This window comes from Pseudoalteromonas sp. S3260 (genome assembly GCF_005886925.1).
GTDB classification, from domain to species: Bacteria; Pseudomonadota; Gammaproteobacteria; order Enterobacterales; family Alteromonadaceae; genus Pseudoalteromonas; species Pseudoalteromonas tetraodonis.
Genome location: NZ_PNCV01000044.1, coordinates 39,536 through 58,948, shown reverse-complemented (window position 1 = coordinate 58,948; position 19,413 = coordinate 39,536). Strand labels below are relative to the sequence as shown.

The 19,413-nt window shown below is 39.9% G+C and carries 21 protein-coding genes and 2 pseudogenes; 16 read left to right on the top strand and 7 right to left on the bottom strand.

Annotated features, from left to right (window positions below):
• Nucleotides 1-25 precede the first annotated feature (25 nt).
• Nucleotides 26-1,573: pseudogene (locus CWC14_RS09315) on the bottom strand (capsule assembly Wzi family protein).
• Nucleotides 1,574-1,762: 189 nt separating this feature from the next.
• Here CWC14_RS09315 and CWC14_RS09310 point away from each other — a divergent pair.
• Nucleotides 1,763-2,834: pseudogene (locus CWC14_RS09310) on the top strand (glycosyltransferase family 1 protein).
• 63 nt (nucleotides 2,835-2,897) lie between these two features.
• Here the strand turns inward: CWC14_RS09310 and CWC14_RS09305 are convergent.
• The gene (locus tag CWC14_RS09305) at nucleotides 2,898-3,620 is read right to left on the bottom strand and encodes a 3-deoxy-D-manno-octulosonic acid kinase (RefSeq protein ID WP_138562537.1); all 723 of its coding nucleotides are present in this window, start codon (nucleotides 3,618-3,620) and stop codon (nucleotides 2,898-2,900) included.
• A 123-nt stretch (nucleotides 3,621-3,743) separates the two neighbouring features.
• On the opposite strand from CWC14_RS09305, the gene CWC14_RS09300 reads away from it, so the two are divergent.
• The 6 genes from CWC14_RS09300 (at nucleotide 3,744) to glpG (ending at nucleotide 9,010) form a co-directional block, all read left to right on the top strand.
• Entirely contained in the window at nucleotides 3,744-4,805 is a 1,062-nt protein-coding gene (locus CWC14_RS09300) for a glycosyltransferase family 9 protein (RefSeq protein ID WP_008115590.1), read from the top strand.
• Nucleotides 4,802-5,371 carry a D-glycero-beta-D-manno-heptose 1,7-bisphosphate 7-phosphatase gene (gene gmhB / locus CWC14_RS09295; RefSeq protein WP_024601849.1) on the top strand — a complete coding sequence of 190 codons (570 nt, stop codon included), beginning with the start codon at nucleotides 4,802-4,804 and terminating at the stop codon, nucleotides 5,369-5,371. The genes CWC14_RS09300 and gmhB overlap by 4 nt, the downstream gene beginning before the upstream one ends.
• A gap of 163 nt (nucleotides 5,372-5,534) precedes the next feature.
• Nucleotides 5,535-6,731 (top strand): glycine C-acetyltransferase, encoded by a 1,197-nt coding sequence (locus CWC14_RS09290; protein ID WP_138562535.1) that lies wholly within the window; start codon nucleotides 5,535-5,537, stop codon nucleotides 6,729-6,731.
• 52 nt (nucleotides 6,732-6,783) lie between these two features.
• On the top strand, nucleotides 6,784-7,809 hold the full coding sequence (gene tdh, locus CWC14_RS09285; protein WP_010390995.1) for an L-threonine 3-dehydrogenase: 1,026 nt from the start codon (nucleotides 6,784-6,786) through the stop codon (nucleotides 7,807-7,809).
• A gap of 65 nt (nucleotides 7,810-7,874) precedes the next feature.
• A complete protein-coding gene (gene glpE, locus CWC14_RS09280; protein ID WP_033104018.1) occupies nucleotides 7,875-8,192 on the top strand; it encodes a thiosulfate sulfurtransferase GlpE in 318 nt (105 codons plus the stop codon).
• A complete protein-coding gene (gene glpG, locus CWC14_RS09275) occupies nucleotides 8,189-9,010 on the top strand; it encodes a rhomboid family intramembrane serine protease GlpG (RefSeq protein ID WP_138562533.1) in 822 nt (273 codons plus the stop codon). Before glpE ends, glpG begins: the two co-directional genes overlap by 4 nt.
• On the opposite strand, the gene CWC14_RS09270 is transcribed toward glpG, so the two are convergent.
• Nucleotides 9,007-9,405 carry a flagellar basal body-associated protein FliL gene (locus CWC14_RS09270; RefSeq protein WP_138562531.1) on the bottom strand — a complete coding sequence of 133 codons (399 nt, stop codon included), beginning with the start codon at nucleotides 9,403-9,405 and terminating at the stop codon, nucleotides 9,007-9,009. The genes glpG and CWC14_RS09270 overlap by 4 nt on opposite strands.
• A gap of 249 nt (nucleotides 9,406-9,654) precedes the next feature.
• Between CWC14_RS09270 and CWC14_RS09265 the strand changes: the two genes are divergently transcribed.
• Both CWC14_RS09265 and ubiA read left to right on the top strand, forming a co-directional pair.
• Nucleotides 9,655-10,200, top strand: coding sequence for a chorismate--pyruvate lyase family protein (locus CWC14_RS09265; RefSeq protein WP_138562529.1), 546 nt, complete (start codon nucleotides 9,655-9,657; stop codon nucleotides 10,198-10,200).
• A complete protein-coding gene (gene ubiA, locus CWC14_RS09260; RefSeq protein WP_008468194.1) occupies nucleotides 10,197-11,075 on the top strand; it encodes a 4-hydroxybenzoate octaprenyltransferase in 879 nt (292 codons plus the stop codon). Before CWC14_RS09265 ends, ubiA begins: the two co-directional genes overlap by 4 nt.
• Here the strand turns inward: ubiA and CWC14_RS09255 are convergent.
• The 3 genes from CWC14_RS09255 to CWC14_RS09245 form a co-directional block, all read right to left on the bottom strand.
• Entirely contained in the window at nucleotides 11,072-11,692 is a 621-nt protein-coding gene (locus CWC14_RS09255) for a 2OG-Fe(II) oxygenase (protein WP_138562527.1), read from the bottom strand. The two genes, ubiA and CWC14_RS09255, sit on opposite strands and share 4 nt — an antisense overlap.
• A 95-nt stretch (nucleotides 11,693-11,787) precedes the next feature.
• The gene (locus CWC14_RS09250; RefSeq protein WP_008468191.1) at nucleotides 11,788-12,666 is read right to left on the bottom strand and encodes a LysR family transcriptional regulator; all 879 of its coding nucleotides are present in this window, start codon (nucleotides 12,664-12,666) and stop codon (nucleotides 11,788-11,790) included.
• A gap of 243 nt (nucleotides 12,667-12,909) precedes the next feature.
• Nucleotides 12,910-13,359: a DUF2721 domain-containing protein gene (locus CWC14_RS09245; RefSeq protein ID WP_008466063.1), complete on the bottom strand. Its 450-nt coding sequence runs from the start codon at nucleotides 13,357-13,359 to the stop codon at nucleotides 12,910-12,912.
• Between the two features lie 75 nt (nucleotides 13,360-13,434).
• Between CWC14_RS09245 and CWC14_RS09240 the strand changes: the two genes are divergently transcribed.
• Genes CWC14_RS09240 through tsaD form a run of 3 tightly spaced genes read left to right on the top strand, consistent with a single transcriptional unit; the run spans nucleotide 13,435 to nucleotide 15,429 of the window.
• The gene (locus tag CWC14_RS09240) at nucleotides 13,435-13,797 is read left to right on the top strand and encodes a putative signal transducing protein (protein ID WP_138562525.1); all 363 of its coding nucleotides are present in this window, start codon (nucleotides 13,435-13,437) and stop codon (nucleotides 13,795-13,797) included.
• Nucleotides 13,781-14,371 carry a YjaG family protein gene (locus CWC14_RS09235; protein WP_010391011.1) on the top strand — a complete coding sequence of 197 codons (591 nt, stop codon included), beginning with the start codon at nucleotides 13,781-13,783 and terminating at the stop codon, nucleotides 14,369-14,371. The genes CWC14_RS09240 and CWC14_RS09235 overlap by 17 nt, the downstream gene beginning before the upstream one ends.
• Nucleotides 14,372-14,415: 44 nt before the next feature.
• Nucleotides 14,416-15,429 carry a tRNA (adenosine(37)-N6)-threonylcarbamoyltransferase complex transferase subunit TsaD gene (gene tsaD / locus CWC14_RS09230; protein ID WP_008466060.1) on the top strand — a complete coding sequence of 338 codons (1,014 nt, stop codon included), beginning with the start codon at nucleotides 14,416-14,418 and terminating at the stop codon, nucleotides 15,427-15,429.
• Nucleotides 15,430-15,452: 23 nt separating this feature from the next.
• Here tsaD and plsY read toward each other — a convergent pair whose 3' ends face one another.
• Nucleotides 15,453-16,058: a glycerol-3-phosphate 1-O-acyltransferase PlsY gene (gene plsY / locus CWC14_RS09225; protein WP_138562523.1), complete on the bottom strand. Its 606-nt coding sequence runs from the start codon at nucleotides 16,056-16,058 to the stop codon at nucleotides 15,453-15,455.
• A 207-nt stretch (nucleotides 16,059-16,265) separates the two neighbouring features.
• Here plsY and folB point away from each other — a divergent pair, with 207 nt between their 5' ends.
• From folB to mpl, 4 genes are all read left to right on the top strand, one after another.
• On the top strand, nucleotides 16,266-16,625 hold the full coding sequence (gene folB / locus CWC14_RS09220) for a dihydroneopterin aldolase (RefSeq protein WP_076922995.1): 360 nt from the start codon (nucleotides 16,266-16,268) through the stop codon (nucleotides 16,623-16,625).
• The gene (gene folK / locus CWC14_RS09215; protein ID WP_008466048.1) at nucleotides 16,626-17,114 is read left to right on the top strand and encodes a 2-amino-4-hydroxy-6-hydroxymethyldihydropteridine diphosphokinase; all 489 of its coding nucleotides are present in this window, start codon (nucleotides 16,626-16,628) and stop codon (nucleotides 17,112-17,114) included.
• Entirely contained in the window at nucleotides 17,111-17,911 is an 801-nt protein-coding gene (locus CWC14_RS09210) for an undecaprenyl-diphosphate phosphatase (RefSeq protein ID WP_076922996.1), read from the top strand. The genes folK and CWC14_RS09210 overlap by 4 nt, the downstream gene beginning before the upstream one ends.
• A gap of 146 nt (nucleotides 17,912-18,057) precedes the next feature.
• Nucleotides 18,058-19,413: a UDP-N-acetylmuramate:L-alanyl-gamma-D-glutamyl-meso-diaminopimelate ligase gene (gene mpl / locus CWC14_RS09205; RefSeq protein ID WP_138562521.1), complete on the top strand. Its 1,356-nt coding sequence runs from the start codon at nucleotides 18,058-18,060 to the stop codon at nucleotides 19,411-19,413.

The window sequence follows — 19,413 nt, the reverse complement described above, 5'->3', positions numbered from 1 at the left end:
CCTTTTTTTAATGTTATTAATGAAACTAAAAGTTGTATTCGAACTTAGCAAATGCAGACGTATCGTTTTCTGCTCCATCGTTATTAGAGGCAAGTCCGCCAATGGTTAAGCGCCCCCCCATGGCAAGCATTCTATAACGTACTTCAAGCTGCTTAGAACTAAATGCGGTTTTTGTGATTGAGTTACCTAAATCTGGATTATTAGGGTAAAGATCGCGGTTGTCGCTATTGAAGTCAATATCACGCAGTTTTACTTGCCAATCAGTCCCGCTTGAGAGTTGCCCAAGTACAGTAAGTACTAGTGACTGCGTATCATTATCATAAGTAGAGCCGATAGGACGGCCATGATAGCGATAGCCTGAATTGTATATACTGTGTTCATAGTAGCAGTTTTCAGTTGCTGATGTGGCAGAACACGCAAGGCCGGTATCAGTGTACTCTAGGTTAAATAAAATATTCTGATCATAAATGCGAGTCGTAGTTTGTATTCCACCAAGGTAACCTCTGTCTACTGGCTTAATGCCGCCACTGGTATCTTCACCAATCGTGCTTACATACACGGCGTAAGGTTGATTAAACAACGTGTCAGACCAACGAATATCAAAGCCTGCTAACTGGTTACCCAAGCGAGTAATAAGCTCACCATCACAATCATTGGTACCATCAACACACTCTCCTCCGCCGGTCACTAAATCAAAAAAGTCACCAGCTGAACTAGGTTGTCCTTTGCCAGCCCATTGTGCCGATCAGCTAAAGCCAATTTCTAATTGTTGAATTGGACGAAGATTTAAACGAGTACTCCACAATAACGCATCTGGTACAACTCGGGTTGACTCTAGCTTTGCCATTTGTGCAGTAAAGCTCCACTGACCAATCCAACTCAGCCAAGGTGTTTCAAATGCACTGCTTTGTTCTCTGCTGATACTTATTGCAGGAAGTGGTTTGGCGTTACCAGACATAATTAGACTGTTATCAACGCCTGGTCCCCAAAACTGTTCAACCGCACCGGCTCTAAATATCCAATTACCCAAACGATACGCTAAATAGCTATCATCAAGTGAGGTATCATTGCAGTCAGTCAGTGCTTGCTCATTGTTAACTATATCGTCTGTTGTTTTACCGTTGACTAAGCAGTTTTTGCCATCACTGCGGTGATTAAGCGCAATTTTAGCTGCAAAGTTATGTCCTAGGTAAGCATAGGCTGCTGTTAATTCTGACTCTTGGGTATTCGTTGCACCAAAGCTGGTGGTCGCTAATGGGTCTGAGCTGGCAAATGCAGAAAGTTGAACACTATGTGAACCACTGCTTTCTGACTTATAACGATGTTTTATACGCAATAACGCATCTTGTAAGCGAGGTGATAATTGCTCTAGTCCGGCATTATCGTTATCAGCAATAAAGCTTTTCCACATTAACGGGTAAGTCGTTACCGGGGCTAAAATAACACCTGCATCGGCGAGTTGCTGGATATCCGCTCTTAACCCAAAATCATCAGGTTTAACCCAGGGTTCAGCATAAACAGGGGCACTCATTGCACAAAAAAGCGAAGAGAGTATAAAAAATTTGTTTCGCAAAGCTCAGATCCTTGTGATTGAAATTGCCGGTAAGTTTAGCAATCTACGCTCTTTATTGCAGTAATTAAATCAAGCCATTAAAGAGAGTGTAATTATAAAATTCATTATGAAACAGATTAAAACACAGGGGCTCTATCGTAAAAAAGATGTCGTTGATATACTAGTGACAAAGAAGAAACTGAGATAGTAATGAGCAACAAACGACTTTTATTTATTCCTGTATCATCGCCAGAAGGTATTGGTGAATATATGCGCTCATTACAGCTGGCTCAAACCTTAAAAGCTGAATATGACAAGCAGTTAGATATTCATTTTATTTTAAATAAACATACGGCTTATGCTAAAAGCTGCCCGTTTTCTACCTTACTTTTAAACCAATCGGCAACTAAAGAAAATATGGCTGTTTGTCAGTATTGAACACTATAAACCAGATGTTGTGCTGTTTGATTGCGCAGGGCGCGCTGAGCAAATGAAAGCGGCAAAAAAAGTGGGTGCTAAAGTTGTTTTTATTTCGCAGCATGCAAAAAAGCGGGCAAAAGGTTTAAAGCTTAATAGGACTGGTCTTATTGATACACATTGGGTGGTCCAGCCTGGTTACTGTATTGAGTCTCTTTCGTGGTATGAAAAGCTAAAATTGAGCATGTTGCCTTTGGCCTATCCTGCTAATGTTGGGCCATTTACAGTTTTTGCATCAGCGCAACAAAAATGCGATGCGCTAAACCGTTATCACTTGAAAGAGAAAAAATTCTTTATTGTTAACGCGGGCTCTGGTGGTCATACAGTTAATGGCGTGAATTGCGCAGATATATATTTTCAAGCAGGGCTTGTTATTGCTAAACAAACAGGCTTGAAAGGTGTGGTGGTATTTGGCCCTAACTACACTAAGCTGTTACCTAAAACCGATGAGTTAATTTGTTTGCCAAGCCAAGAGGGAACTGAATTTTTAGCCTTACTCAGTCAGGCTAAAATTGCATTATTGAGCGCGGGTGATACTTTACTACAAGCTATTGCTTTGCAAACCCCAACCATTGCTTGTGCTATTTCAAAAGATCAGAGTGCACGGCTAACTCACTGTACAAGCACTGAAGTGGTTTATGATGCACAATTTGACATTGTTGATATCAGTGAAAAAATGCAAAAGGTACTTACTGAGCCGCATTATAAAAATATTCTTGATAATTATTCGACTCTAAAAACAATCCACAGTTTTGATGTCATAACCCATGGGGTAAAGGCTATGCTGTTTAATAATAAGCTGTAGCAACTTTACCGATAGTTTTCTTTCAAGTAGTTCAAAACTCGAAGTAAGTTTTAATAAATATTATTAGCCTGCAAGCTCTTGGCTATAGTCATTACTTAAACTTTGCCAATCGTTTTCTTGCCAATGAAAGCTGCTATTGCGGCTTTGCTCTTTTAAAAATGAGCGCTGTAGGCGAGACATGTTGCTTTGTTGCCATTTTTTAGCGGGTGTTTTTATTTCGCCGCGGTCAAAATCGATAATAAAAACGTTGCCACTGTCATCAAATAAAATATTATTAATATTTAAATCAGCGTGATACACCCCTTTATTATGAAATAACGCAATTGTGCTAGCTATTTTTTTTATTTCAATATCATTCAATGCGCGTTCAATCAGTATATCTAATACGCTTTTAGCGCCGCTAACCGCTTCAGTAATAATATCACCTCGGTAAATAAAACCATGGCGGCTCACTTTAGCGGCAATAGGTTTTGGTACATTTAAACCTAGCTCTATTAATTGTGTCATCAAGCTAAACTCTTTATAAACACGGGTATGCTCAAGCCCCCAGTACAAATACTGATCACTGAGTAGCTTTCCTATCAGGCCGCCACGCCAATAATGGCGCAACACAGCCGTTAAATCTGCGTGTTTAAAAAACCATGCGGTTGCACGTCCCTTTTTAGCGCCAACAATTTTTTGCTGTTGCTGCCAAAAGTCGGGGCTAAACCAATCTAACTCTATCTGGCTGCTATATTGAGGATGGCTCAAAATGACATGGTTATTTTTGACGTGTTGATTAAACATAGCTCATAGGGTTCGCGTTAATATGTGCACATATTAACGTGTTTTAACGCTAAGGATAAGTACTTGCAATGACGCGATTATAATTTAAGATCAGGTTTTATTATTTTACCTCCAAGGAAACGTGTGACTTCAGCGCCTACTTACACTTCAATTTGTATTTTACGTCTTTCTGCTATTGGTGATGTATGCCATGCAGTAAGTGCGGTACAAGCTATTCAAAAAGCACACCCAAATGCCAAAATTACATGGGTTATAGGTAAGGTCGAGGCGATGCTGTTAGCTGACTTACCAGGCGTTGAGCTTGTTGTATTTGATAAAAAACAAGGTAAAGCGGCACTGAAACAGTTAAAGCAAACCTTTAAAGGGCAGTGTTTTGACGTACTGCTTAATATGCAAGTGGCTTTAAGAGCAGGTTTTGTTGCTCGCTGTATTCCTGCCAAAGTTAAAATTGGTTTTGACTGGGCTCGTTCAAAAGAGCTACACAGTTTATTTATTAATAAACGCATTAAAGCCCAATCTCAGGCGCATGTTTTAGAGGGATTTAAAGGCTTTGCCCAAGCGATTGGTGTTGATGATTATGTCCCTGTATGGAATATGCCCTTTACCAACAAAGATCAAGCTAAAGCTGATGAGCTGTTAGGTGACGATTATTTATCAAATAAGCTATTTGTTATTTCGCCAGCAGCAAGTAAAGCACAGCGTAACTGGTTAGCCGATCGCTATGCTGCGCTTGCGGATTATGCACATACACAGGGGTTTAAAATAGTATTAACTGGTGGACCGACTGAACTGGAAATTAATTTAGCAAATAACATCATTAAACACTCTGATTCACCCATTCTGAACTTGGTGGGTAAAACAAAACTCAAAGAATTATTGTGCTTACTTAAACGGGCAAGCTTAGTACTTGCGCCCGATACAGGCCCAGCTCATATGGCGGTGACTGTGGGCACACCGGTTATTGGCTTATATGCGCATTCAAACCCAGCGCGAACGGGGCCTTATTTATACCAAGACTACGTGGTTGAGGTTTACCATCAAAACTTAGTAAAGCAAACAGGTAAAATCGCCGAGCAATTGCCTTGGGGTACTCGTGTTAAAGGCGATGATTTAATGAGTCAAATAACCACCGATGCAGTAAAACAAATGTTTGATCATGTTGTTAAAAAAGAGTCGCTGTTATGAATCAAGAAAACACTAACAAGGCGCTTTTTTTAGATCGTGATGGCGTAGTAAATGTTGATCATGGTTATGTGTTTAAAAGCGAAGAGTTTGAATTTATAGACGGTGTGTTTTCAACATGCAAAGCGTTTTATGATGCGGGCTATAAAATAATTATAGTGACTAATCAGTCAGGCATTGGCCGTGGTTATTATTCTGAGAGCGAATTTTTAGCGCTTAGCGAGTGGATGAAAGCGCAGTTTAGCGCTCATCAAATTGAAATTACGGACGTTTATTTTTGTCCTCATCATCCTAAAAACGCATTACCAGATTATTTAAAAGAGTGCGATTGCAGAAAACCAGCGCCTGGCATGTTACTTCAAGGAATAGAAGATCATCATATCAACCCTGCACTTAGTGTGATGGTGGGTGACAAATTAGGTGACATGCACGCTGCCATTAGCGCTAATGTACGTACCAAAGTACTGGTACGTTCAGGGCAAAAATTTGATGACAAAGCTGTAAATTTTGCTGACTATGTTTGTGACTCAATCAACGACCTTCCGGCTTTATTTGCTGATCTAACGTAGTACACATCTCAAGCCTGTAAACTGGCAGCTTTTCCTGCCAGTTAGGCAATTTGCGACGAATGACAAACAGTGCAATTTGGCGCTTAAACTTTTACAATACCCGCATTATAAATAGCAGCAACACGTCTGCTGTTTAACCCGTTCAACCAAATGGAGATCACAGATGAGAGCATCTGCTTTTTTTAGCCAATTACAACAGCAAATCGAAGACGTTAAAGCGGAAGGTTTGTACAAGAATGAACGTGTTATCACTTCGCAGCAGCAAGCTCAAATTGAAGTGGCATCAGGCGAAAAAGTTATTAATTTTTGTGCTAACAACTACTTAGGTTTAGCTAACAGTCCAGAGCTTATTAAAGCAGCGCAACAAGGCTTAGATGACCATGGGTTTGGTGTGGCGTCTGTGCGTTTCATTTGTGGTACACAAGATATTCATAAAACGCTCGAGAAAAAAATCAGTCAATTTTTAGAAACTGAAGACACCATTTTGTACTCATCATGTTTTGATGCCAATACGGGGTTGTTTGAAACCATATTAGGTGCAGACGATGCGATTATTTCTGATTCATTAAACCATGCTTCTATTATTGATGGCGTACGTTTATGTAAAGCAAAACGTTTCCGTTATGCAAATAACGATATGGCTGATTTAGAAAAGCAATTAATTGCAGCCGATGAAGCCGGTGCTAAAACTAAATTAATTGCAACCGATGGCGTATTCTCAATGGATGGCGTTATTTGTAACTTAGAAGCCGTATGCGACTTAGCTGATAAATACGATGCACTTGTTATGGTTGATGACTCACATGCCGTTGGTTTTGTTGGCGAAAACGGTAAAGGTACGCCTGAGTACTGTAATGTACTCGACCGTGTCGATATTATTACTGGCACCTTAGGCAAAGCGCTTGGTGGAGCTTCTGGTGGTTATACCTCAGGCAAAAAAGAAATTGTTGAGTGGCTTCGTCAGCGTTCACGTCCATACTTATTCTCAAATTCATTAGCGCCTTCAATTGTAACAGCGTCAATCAAAGTGTTAGAAATGCTTGAAAATGGCGGTGAGCTTCGCGCTAAGCTATGGTCAAACGCTAAATACTTCCGCGAGCAGATGGAAGCGGTAGGTTTTACCTGTGCAGGTAAAGATCATGCGATTATTCCTGTGATGCTAGGAGACGCCAAAGTAGCGTCACTTATGGCTGATAAGTTATTGGCTGAAGGGATTTATGTAACCGGCTTTTCATTCCCTGTTGTACCAAAAGGGCAGGCGCGTATTCGTACCCAAATCTCTGCAGCGCACAGCAAAGAACAGCTTGATACAGCCATTGCAGCATTTACCCGTATTGGTAAAGAGATTGGTGTTATTTAATTTTCTTGTTAAATCGCGACTGAAGTCGCGATTTTTTAATTGAGTGTGAATTATGAAAGCATTATCAAAGTTAAAAGCAGAGCCAGGCATTTGGATGACAGATGCACCAAAGCCTGAAGTGGGTCATAACGATCTGTTAATTAAGATTCGTAAAACGGCTATTTGTGGCACCGATGTGCATATTTATAAGTGGGATGAGTGGGCACAAAACACCATACCGACGCCTATGGTGGTTGGCCACGAATACGTGGGTGAAGTAATTGACATGGGCCAAGAGGTGCGCGGTTTCGAAGTTGGCGACCGTGTATCAGGTGAAGGTCATATAACCTGTGGCCATTGTCGTAACTGTCGTGCTGGGCGCGTTCACTTATGTCGCAATACAACAGGGGTTGGTGTAAACCGCGAAGGCGCATTTGCAGAGTACTTAGTGATTCCTGCATTTAATGCGTTTAAAATCCCAGATAATATTAGCGATGAACTTGCCTCTATTTTTGACCCATTTGGCAATGCAGTACATACCGCATTATCGTTCGATTTAGTCGGTGAGGATGTCTTGATCACCGGTGCTGGCCCAATTGGTATTATGGCAGCAGCAGTGGCTAAGCATGTGGGTGCACGCCATGTGGTTATTACTGATGTAAATGAATACCGCCTAGACTTAGCACGTAAAATGGGCGCAACGCGTGCTGTAAACGTCGCGAATGAAAAGCTTGAAGATGTAGCTAAAGAGCTGGGCATGACTGAAGGCTTTGATATTGGCCTAGAGATGTCAGGTGTACCAAGTGCATTTAATGCCATGCTAAATAACATGAATCATGGCGGCAAAATTGCCATGTTGGGAATTCCACCTTCAGATATGGCGGTCGATTGGAATCAAGTTATTTTTAAAGGCTTAGTGATCAAAGGTATTTACGGTCGTGAGATGTTTGAAACTTGGTACAAAATGGCTAGTTTGATTCAATCAGGGCTTGATTTAAAACCAATTATTACTCATCAGTATTCAATAGATGACTTCCAAGCTGGCTTTGATATGATGATTTCAGGCCAATCGGGTAAAGTAATTCTTAACTGGGATTAATTACCCCTTGTTAAGAGAATTAAAGGCGGCATTTGTCGCCTTTTTTGTAATTATAAGAGAGTACTATGGCATTTAAACATATATCAATCGCACAAACCCTCGAACTACTCGATAAAGAAGATGTAGTGATTGCTGATATTCGCGATCCTAATTCGTATCAAGCGGGTCATATTCCGGGTTCAGAGGCATTATCTAATGCGAATATTGCCCAATTTATGATGGAAAAAGAGTTTGACCAGCCGATTATTATTGTCTGTTATCACGGTATGAGCTCACAAGGCGCTGCCAGCTACTTAGTAGAGCAAGGCTTTGAAGATGTTTACAGTATGGATGGCGGTTTTACTGCATGGGAAGCCGCTTACAAGGATAAAGTAGCACGATGATAGAGCTAGGCAGCCTAACTAACCCTCGCGCTGCACAGGGCTTTATAGATTACTTAAAAAGCCAAGGGTTTAGCGGGCAAATTCGTACTGAGGATGGCCATACGCTTGTCATTAGTGTGGCGCCTGAGGACTTTCATGCGGTTCAACCTTTGTGGAATGAGTTTGCTAAAAACCCTAACCATGAACGTTATCAACAAGCATCATGGCAAGTAGGCAGCACGCAATCACCATTAAAATATCAAGGCCAGTCGCTTAATTTAGTCGCGCGGTTTAAAGCCTTAAGTTGGCTTAATCAGAGCGTTAGTATTCTCAGTATTATTGTTTATATTGCCTTTTTATTGGGTGCGTTTGAACCTATTTATATGGCGTTGCAGTTTAACCCTGCGTCACCACTTACCTGGTTAACACCTGCTGTTGTGCATTTTAGCGCTATGCATATTGTGTTTAACTTAATTTGGTGGGTATCACTGGGTGACAACATTGAAAAGCAATGTGGTAAGTCGAGTTTAATTGGGCTGTTTTTAGTTACCGCTTTAATAAGTAATTGGGCACAGTACTTAATGGTCGGTCCTAACTTTGGTGGGCTTAGCGGTGTTGTATATGGGTTGTTAGGCTTTTGTTGGATTTACAGCGCACTTAACCCTAAACAGCCTGCACTGGTTACAACCGCAATTGTTGGTTTTATGCTGGTATGGTTAGTACTTGGTTTTGCAGATGTATTATTTGTTGGAATGGCTAATTGGGCACACTTAGGTGGGCTCGTTAGCGGTATGGCTTTTGCCTATACCGCTCAGCTTTTTAAAACAAAAAGCGCCTAGTGATATAAATATTTAGTAAATAACAGGTCTCGGATTATTTCTTGGCCTGTTTCTTCCTTAAGTAAGCTTTTTAGTTTTTCTGCGCTCTTAAGGCGAATTTGCTCACGCCCTGTTAAAGACTTTATTTTGTTTTCAGGCTCTTTAGATAATATCTCTACTAACGCATCACGAAGTAACGGCGTGTGGTGTTCCACGATTGCAATATCTGATTTTTTATTTAGCATTAAATCAACAGTGACACGTACATAGCCCATTTGTTTACTCGATGGGCCAATGTAATTAGTAATAATGTCTGGCTCAAACCCAAAATAACCGACAGTAGACTCAGCACGTGCCGATAAGCTAGTTAAGCTGACTAGAAGAATAAAAAGGCCTGTAAATACTGTTTTTTTCATTTCAAAAGCGTTTCCGTAAACTGGTTACAAATAGTTTATACTTATTAGTAAATAAGATACAGCAAGATGCTGTTATTTGTTGTGTTTGTAAAAGTACTCTGGATTCAAGTTTGGGATAGGCAATAGCGAGAGTCAAATGCTGATTAGCTTTTTATAATAACAGGGTGTGCTTGGTATTGAGTAAATCGCGCTTTTTCAAATTCGTTGGCAATGTTATGATCTCTTTGATTTTTTTCAAGTAGAGTTATTGTGATTACTTTTCCTCTTTCTTTATCTGCTGATTGGCAGAGTACCGCTCAAGTAACTGGCTTATCTAACGCTGAGCAAGAGTGGTTATTTGAACCGCATTCTTTAACGGCTAAATTAAAAAGTCAGTCTCAGCGTTTTGCTGTAAAAGTGTTGAGTGAGCAAAAAGTAGACCTTTCGCAATCACAGCAAACGCTATTAAGTGAGCAGGTAAGTACAGTACTTAACCGTGAAGTGTTACTGTTGTGTGATGAACAACCGATTGTTTATGCTCAAAGTTGGTTGCCAGTAACAAGCAATAATACAAACAATCAGCTGCACAATATGGGAGAACGCCCGTTAGGTGATGTTATCTTTCAAGATCCTGCGTTAAGGCGCACTGATATTGAAATTGCTCGCTTTGATGATAATCACCCATTGCAATCACTGGTGAGCGAACTTAATTTACCGAATCGCTCTTTACTGGGCAGACGCAGCGTATTTTCTTTACATAACTATCAATTTTTGGTCTGTGAGGTTTTTTTACCAGGAGCTTACTTATACTCATGAAACTAGCCGCTTTGTCTGTTAATCATATTCCCTATTACATCCAGTTAATGCGAATTGATAAGCCCATAGGCACTTTATTGCTACTTTGGCCAACTTATTGGGCACTATGGATAGCAAATGAAGGGATACCAAGCCTAACAAACTTCATTGTGTTTACCCTTGGAGTAATAGTTATGCGAAGCGCAGGATGCGTTATCAATGACTTTGCCGATAGAAAAATTGATGGCTCAGTAAAGCGTACTTGTCAGCGGCCGCTAGCGACCGGAGCGGTAAGTAGTGGCGAAGCAATTAGTTTGTTTTTATTACTCGTTGTCATCGCTTTTATATTAGTATTATTGCTTAATACCAATACTATTTTGTTATCGTTTGGTGCACTTGGATTAGCGTTTTGTTATCCCTTTATGAAACGTTACACGCAACTTCCTCAAGTTGTATTGGGCGCGGCTTTTGGTTGGGCAATCCCAATGGCTTTTATGGCATCAATAAACTCTTTACCCGTGCAGGCATGGTTGCTATTTATTGCCAATATTTGCTGGACGGTGGCTTACGACACTATGTACGCCATGGTTGATAGAGACGATGATTTAAAAATAGGAGTAAAATCAACCGCTATTTTATTCGCCAGTTATGACCGCCATATTATAGCGCTACTTAACTTTAGCTTTTTTGCGTTGATGGTTTTAATTGGGTTGATGAATCAAATAGGATTTAGTTTTTGGTTGGGATTAGCTGTTGCAGCAATGTTACTTGTGTATCAACAGCGTTTGATTCATTTACGTCAACGAGATGCCTGTTTTAAAGCGTTTTTGAATAATCATTATGTGGGACTTACTGTATTTATAGGCTTATTATTTTCTTACCCCGTTTTTTCTTAACGGGGTGGGTCGATAATACCACTAATTGACGCATTTTTTCTGAACCAACCAGCAATCGAATAGCGGTTATCAAAAGCCGGAAGTACTTCATGCACAAAGCGTTCGCTTTCAAATAATACCAAAGTGCCTGCAGTGGGTTTTATAACCACTTCTATGTCTTTACTTTTTGGCTTGTAAATAACCAGCTCTCCGCCTTTCTTAGGAGAGTTTAAATACAATATGGTGGTAAAAACACGGTTTGAACGACCTTTGAACGCATCTACATGTTTTTTGTAAAAATCACCCTGCGTGTATTTTGCATAGTGACATTCATAATCAAACAAGCCCATGAAAAAGTTACGATTAAGGGTAGTGCGAACTGCTTCCATTACTTGCTGGTAGCCAAGTTGTGCATTTGAGCTGCCATCAAACCAGTAGGTTTTATCTTTACGAACGGAATCATCAATTTGTAAATTGTTTAATCGTCCAATACCGGCAAGGCTAAAGTGAGGATTTATTCTATAGCAATCAGCCATCAACTCGGATATTAAGTCACTATCAATGGCGTTTTCAATAATGGCATAGCCATGCGTTTCAATGTGCTCTAGGTAAATTTCAGCAGCTGTAAAGTTATTCATTAACGCTAGTCATAATATAAGGGAGCGTTAGTGTAGTGAAAAAAAACTTTAATGCCACTAATTTATAGTTGTTATAAAACGCATGGAGTCATTTTTTATGCTCTTGAAACTTTCTTAATTAGCGAGAGTAGGTGGTCAACATGCTCACCTGCCTCTATCTGCTGGCTTGTTTGCACCACAAGTTGTTCATGGCTAATATCGTTATTCGTTTTAAGCTGGATTAAGTTATGGTTTTCTGCCACAGAGCTGGTGTGTTCAATACCTGCAATAGCAAAATGATCTGACTTTTCAAGTCCAGCCATTACCTGCTCAATACTACCTACTTTAATAGTTGAAACTTTATTTAACGAGTCTATTACTTCATTAAGCATTGATTGCACTTGTTTTGACTGCGAAAAACAACTGAACATTGGATAGCTTTCGAGCTCTTTTTTACTAATATCGCTTTTATTTGCTAAAGGGTGTTGTTTTGAACAAAATAAAATAAGTTGATCAGGTAATTGTATATCGCTACCAATGCTATTGACTATTTGCGAGCATACACTAATGTCAATTTCCCCTTGAAGCAGTTTTCTATGAAGCTCAGTTTTATTTTGCAGCTGCATTTCAATTTTAATATGCGGGTACTGACTCAAAAATTCGCCGCAGGTGATTGGTACTATGCTGCTGGTTGTTGTGGTGTAGCCAATCACTAATTTTTTTTCTTCTGTGCCATTAATTGATTGAAAAGCGCGATGCTTTATTTGTTCTAGCTCATTGAGCGTATTTTTAGCAAAGTCGAGGAAAAGTTCGCCTGCTTGAGTTAACTTAACCGAGCGAGTAGAGCGGGTAACTAGTTCGTAGCCAAGCTCCGTTTCAAGAGTTTGAATGCTACGGGTTAATGCAGATGTGCTAATTTGGGTTTGTTCAGCAGCTTGCCTAAAATGACGAAGTAGGCCAAGTGCTACAAACTGTTCTAATTGTTCAAATCTCACTATATAGTCCTTTTTTATAGGTAAGCTAGGGGAATTACAGATTTAATACTGACTTTATATCCCTACAGATCAGTTGAAATAAGGTTTTTAACCACTTATTAAGATTAACTTTCTTTTAATCGTATTTAAAGAGAATAGTTGCAAAATGTTGTTATACCTTTGGGTAATGTTAAGTAACTGTTGGGTTTTATCATTAGCCTAATTTGTGCAATTTTATAACAACATTACTAAAGTCTCGTTTGGTTAATTGCTGTTTTTACTTTTGGGATTAGGCTCAATAAAGTTTTTACTAACTCGGTTACTTAAAGGCTTATTTTCAATGTTTTGTAATTCAATTTCTATGGCATCACAAGAAATATGAATTTCAAATAATGAAGTAAGCAAAGATAAGCTTAAGCAGCTTAAACTAACACCAAATAAAATAATGCCCGTGGTATTAAATTCTATAAATAATGCAAACATAGATAACGTACATAATAAAAAAGAGGCCACTCCGTATACTTGCATGGTCCTTATTAGTTTTATTCGCTTTCTAAGATTAGTTATTTGCGCCACTACAACAGGACGAATAGACTCACCTTCACGGGCATTCAATTCTCGTATTAGTTGCGCAAGCACTAAAAATCGGTTTGTATAGGCGAGTAACAACAATGAGATTGCTGGAAAAAGTAAACCTGGAGTAGTTAGCGTCATAATGTGTCCTTAAATCATATTATTTGCTTTAGGTTACGCAGGCAAATAGTACACATAAAGTAAATGAGGTGAATATTGCAAAATATTAATAATAGCGATTCAAATATAACATCATTTGATTGGGTTACGCTTTATAACGCAGAAAATAGTTTAGAGGCCAATATAATAAAAGGATTGATTGTGAATGCGGGAATTGAGTGTCAAATTAAAGGCGAAATGCTGCAAGGTGCAATGGGCGAGATCCCGTTTGAGCAAACACAAGTAAGTGTGCAGGTTTATGCGATAAAAGAGCGCCATGCACGCGAAATATTGGTAAACTATCAGCAAGTAAAACAATCCGCTCCAGATTGGGTGTGCCCTAACTGTAATGAGCATAATGGATCAACATTTGATTTTTGTTGGTCATGTGGGACTTTAAAGAATGACAAAAGCGAATAATTTTCAGCGTATTAGAGAGTTAAATTACCTGCAAAAAGCGGTATTGGCCAGTGCGTTAATAGAGCGTATGTTGCCTAATTATGGACTATTTAGTGAGGCTACCGGTTTTGGCGATGAGGTTATTTTACGTAATGCTTTAAATGTATGTTGGGAAAAAATACTCCTTCCTAAAAGTAAGATTGATTTAGAAAAGCAAGTCGAAAAAATTGAACCTAATGTACCTGAACTTGCTGATTTTGATATGTTTGGCACTTACCCTGCCATTGACGCTGCAACTTCATTATTGAGCTTAATGCATGGCCTTTTAGCACAAGACGAGCAAGAATTTGTTAATGTGAGTAAAATATCGCAGGCAACTGTGGCTCGCTTTATTGAGTATCAAATGACAGTTGAAGGGGGTGTTGCTGATAATAAAGCAGTGCGTGAACACCCACTAATGCAATACGAAATAGAGGTATTAGGTGAACTAATTGATTTTGTAGAAGCTATGGGGCGTATTACTGCTGAAAATGTAAAAGCATTGAAAAAGCATGTCCTTGCTGATGGCCAAACTAACATTGGTTTAGCACTGTAAGTTATTTGTTTTAAACACCTTGTTAGGTGGCAGGAGAATTAACAATGCGAATTTTAGGCATTGAATCATCATGCGATGAAACTGGTATTGCTATTTATGATGACGAAAAAGGGCTGCTAGCCCATCAATTATATAGCCAAGTAAAAGTACATGCTGATTACGGTGGTGTAGTACCTGAACTTGCCTCGCGCGATCACGTACGTAAAACATTGCCGCTTATTGATGCGGCATTTGCGCAAGCGGGTTGTGGGCCTGAAGATTTAGATGGTATTGCTTATACGGCAGGGCCAGGTTTAGTAGGGGCTTTGTTAGTAGGTACCTCAATTGGTCGCTCTTTAGCATATGGCTGGGATATCCCAGCGGTGGCAGTGCACCATATGGAAGGGCATTTATTAGCGCCAATGCTTGAGGAAAACGTCCCCGAGTTCCCATTTATTGCCTTACTGGTTTCTGGCGGTCATACCATGATGGTAAAAGTTGCGGGCATTGGTCAATACGAAGTATTGGGTGAGTCGGTAGATGATGCTGCTGGTGAAGCATTTGATAAAACAGCCAAGTTACTTGGGCTTGATTATCCAGGTGGCCCTCGTTTGGCTAAAATGGCTGAACAAGGTGTTGCAAAGCGATTTGTTTTTCCGCGTCCAATGACAGACAAACCTGGCTTAGATTTTAGCTTTAGTGGCCTAAAAACCGCCGCTTCGATTGCTATTCGTGAAAACGACAGTGATGAGCAAACTAAAGCAGATATTGCCCATGCATTTCAAACAGCCGTTATAGATACTTTAGTGATTAAGTGTAAGCGCGCATTAAAACAAACGGGTATTAAACGTTTAGTAATAGCCGGTGGTGTAAGTGCTAATACGCAACTACGTTTGCAACTAGAGCGTGTGATGCAAGGTATGAAGGGCGAAGTGTTTTACCCTCGTACTGAGTTTTGTACTGACAATGGTGCAATGATAGCGTATGCCGGTATGCAGCGTTTAAAAGCGGGGCAGTTTGCTACGCTTGATATGAAAACTAAACCGCGCTGGCCAATCGATAGCCTAGAAGCAATATAGTTGACCAGAACCTAGGTTAGTTATTACTTCTTATCATTTGTAGGGGCTTGTTTAGTCCCTACTTTTGGTTCTTCCCCTTTAAATAAACGCACAATATTAGTGCGATGCCTAATAATGATCAGTAGCGTAATAAAGGTCACGGGTAAGGTATATAACGGCTTTATCCACCATGTATATAAAGGCGCTAGCGTAACGGCCACTAACGCGGCAAGTGATGAGTAACGAGTAATCGCGACAATCAGCAACCAAGTACCAATCAATAACCCTCCTAAAGAAAGCCCTATCGGCAGTAACGAGCCAAATGCTGTTGCGACCGCTTTACCCCCTTTAAAACTAAAAAATAATGGGTACATGTGCCCTAAACATGCTGCCACTGCAATTAAACCAAGCTCTAGCGGCTCAAGTTTTAAAAAGTAAGCGCCCCAAACAGGGATAGTGCCCTTTAAAATATCAAATATTAAAACTAAGCATGCGGGGAGAGCGCCGCCTAAACGGTAGACATTGGTTGCTCCTGGGTTATTGGAGCCATGCGTGCGTGGATCGGGGAGTTTGAATAGCCGCGACACTAAAATGGCCGATGAAATCGAGCCGAGCAAATAGGCTAATACAAACATTAAAATGACTAACACGCGCTTCCTTATTTTTTAATCATTACTTTTAAGCTATTATTGGCGTCAAAATTTACGGGCTTCTTAAATTACTCGCAATTTTGTAACTATTCTATTGTAGAAGTAATTTTAGTATATTTAAACACTGATTAAAGTATATACAGTATTAATTTGATTGATACAATATGTAATTAACTCAGTGACTTGTTACAGTCATTTGGAGTATCAATGGACAAGGTATTTATATCACAATTGCATGTCGAAACGATTATCGGGGTGTATGATTTTGAAAAGAAAAGTAAACAAAGCCTGTACTTTGATATTGAGATGCTAAGCGACATTAAGCCCGCAGCACAAAACGACGATATTAACTTGGCACTGGATTACGCTAAGGTAAGTGAGCGTGTTATCGAACACAGTACGGCTAAACCGGTAGAGCTTTTAGAAACACTGGTGGAGCAATTAGCGCAAATCATTTTAACCGAATTTAATACCCCAAAAGTGACAATAAAAGTAAGTAAGCCCGCTGCAGTTGCACAAGCGCAAACCGTCGGTGTAGAAATAACCCGCAATAAGGCTACGGCTTAAATGGCGCAAATATTTATTAGCTTAGGGTCGAATATTAATAAAGCAGAGCATATCAGGCGTGCTTTAGTGGCGTTAAATAAACATTTTAAAAATACACAACATTCTTCGGTGTTTGAAAGTGAAGCGGTGGGTTTTGCCGGTAATAACTTTTACAACTCCGTACTTGCTGCCACTACCGATATGGCGCTTGAAGATGTGTGTGCGTTATTAAAACAAATAGAGCGCGATAATGGTCGCAAAGCAAATGATAAAAAATTTAGCCCGCGCACCTTGGATCTCGATTTACTCTTTTACGATGATGTCATTTGCGAGAGCCCAGCTCAACTACCACGTGACGAAATTACCAAAAATGCCTTTGTATTACAGCCTTTAGCAGAGGTGGCTCCTGATTTTTATCACCCTGTAGCAAAAAAAACGATTGCCCAAATATGGAATGCATATAACAACCCTCAACAAAAACTATGGAAGGTGGAGTTTTCTAACCCATGAGTATTATAGAAATAATTGTTTTAGCCCTAATTCAGGGATTTACTGAATTTTTACCTATATCGAGTTCTGCACACTTAATTTTACCGTCGCAAATTTTAGGCTGGGAAGATCAAGGCTTGGCATTTGATGTTGCCGTTCATGTAGGAACGTTAATTGCTGTTGTTATTTATTTTCGTATAGAAGTGGCCGATATACTCGGTGCTTGGTTTAAATCGTTTGGTGCACAAGGTACAACAGATGACAGCAAACTAGGCTGGTGGATCATTTTAGGTACTGTGCCAGCAGCTATTTTAGGGCTATTGCTAAAAGATTTTGTTGAACTGTATTTGCGCAGTGCATGGGTGATTGCGACCACAACAATCGTATTTGGTCTATTGCTTTGGTACGCAGATGCCAAAGGTAAGCAAATAAAAACAATCTATCAGCTAAACTGGAAAACGGCCCTCATTATTGGCTTTGCACAGGCCGTTGCAATGATCCCTGGCACTTCTCGCTCAGGTATTACCATGACCGCGGGTTTAATGCTGGGTATGAATAAGCAAAGTGCAGCCCGTTTTTCGTTTTTGCTGGCTATTCCGATTATTTCAATGATGGGCCTTTATTACACAGCAGAGCTAGCGCTTGGCGATCATATTGTTGATTGGACTGCTTTATTGTTGGGTGTAGTGCTGTCGTTTTTATCAGCTTATGCTTGTATTTTTATGTTTTTAAAAGTGATTGAGCGAATGGGAATGCTACCATTTGTTATTTATCGTTTATTATTAGGTGTCGGTTTAATATTCTTTTTAATGCTATAAGCTATTAATCTTCAGGAAAGCCTCCCACTTTGGGAGGCTTTTTTATTTGCGCCAAGGGTTAATGGTAACTTAAGCTAAATTTTGGCATTATAGCGCCATTAAATTTTGCCCTAGAGCAAACTCCGCGCAGGATGAAAGGATAGTAAATGCATATACATATTTTGGGTATTTGTGGCACATTTATGGGTGGTATTGCCGCTATAGCAAAATCATTGGGTCACCACGTTACTGGGTCAGATCAAAACGTTTACCCACCAATGAGTACTCAGCTACAAGAACTGGGTATTGAACTAACACAGGGCTATGACGTATCTCAACTAGAGCCAGCTCCAGATATCGTTGTTATTGGTAATGCTATGAGCCGTGGTAACCCGTGTGTTGAATATGTACTCGATAAGAGCCTGCCTTATACTTCAGGACCTGAGTGGCTAAAACGTAACTTATTACAAGATTCATGGGTGCTGGCTGTGGCGGGAACTCATGGTAAAACAACCACCGCCAGTATGTTGGCGTGGATACTTGAATATGCGGGTTTAAAACCGGGCTTTTTAATTGGCGGAATTGTACAAAACTTTGGTCTTTCTGCGCGAGTTGGGCAAACGCCATTTTTTGTTATAGAAGCCGATGAGTACGACACGGCCTTTTTTGATAAACGCAGTAAGTTTGTTCATTATTTACCTCGAACACTTATTTTAAATAATCTTGAATTTGATCATGCTGATATTTTTGAAGATTTAAACGCAATTAAAAAACAATTTCACCATTTGATACGTACACTACCGCAAAGCGGCAAAGTGCTTTGGCCAAAAAATGATGAAGCACTGAGCGATGTGATTGCAAAAGGGCTGTGGAGCGAGAGCGAAACATTAGGCGATGATTGGGATTATCAGTTACTTAAAGCGGATGGTTCTCAATTTAATGTGTTATTAAACACGCAGTTGCAAGGTGTAGTTAACTGGCAGGCAATTGGTGAGCATAACGTTAAAAATGCCATTATGGCTATTGCAGCAGCACGCCATGTGGGAATTGCAATAGAACACAGTATTGAAGCTTTGAGTGAATTTATAAGCCCCAAAAGGCGAATGGAGCTTAAAGCAGATATTAATCATATTAAAGTGTATGACGATTTTGCCCATCACCCAACGGCAATACAAACAACACTTGCGGGGCTGCGTGCTAAAGTGGGCGATGAAAAAATTATTGCAATTTTAGAGCCGCGCTCTAACACCATGAAAATGGGAGTGCATCAATTTACACTTCTCGATTCACTTCGCGATGCAGATGATGTGCTGTTATTTGAACCAGAAAATTTAAACTGGTCACTTAAAGAGCAAGCTGACAAAGCGGGTATGCAATGCTTTGATTCTACAACCGCTATTATTGATACAGTACTTGAGAATATTGAGCCAAATCAACATGTTTTAATTATGAGTAATGGTGGTTTTAATGGTCTTCATCAGCAACTTGTTGATGGTTTGGCCGATAAATACAGCGGAGAATAA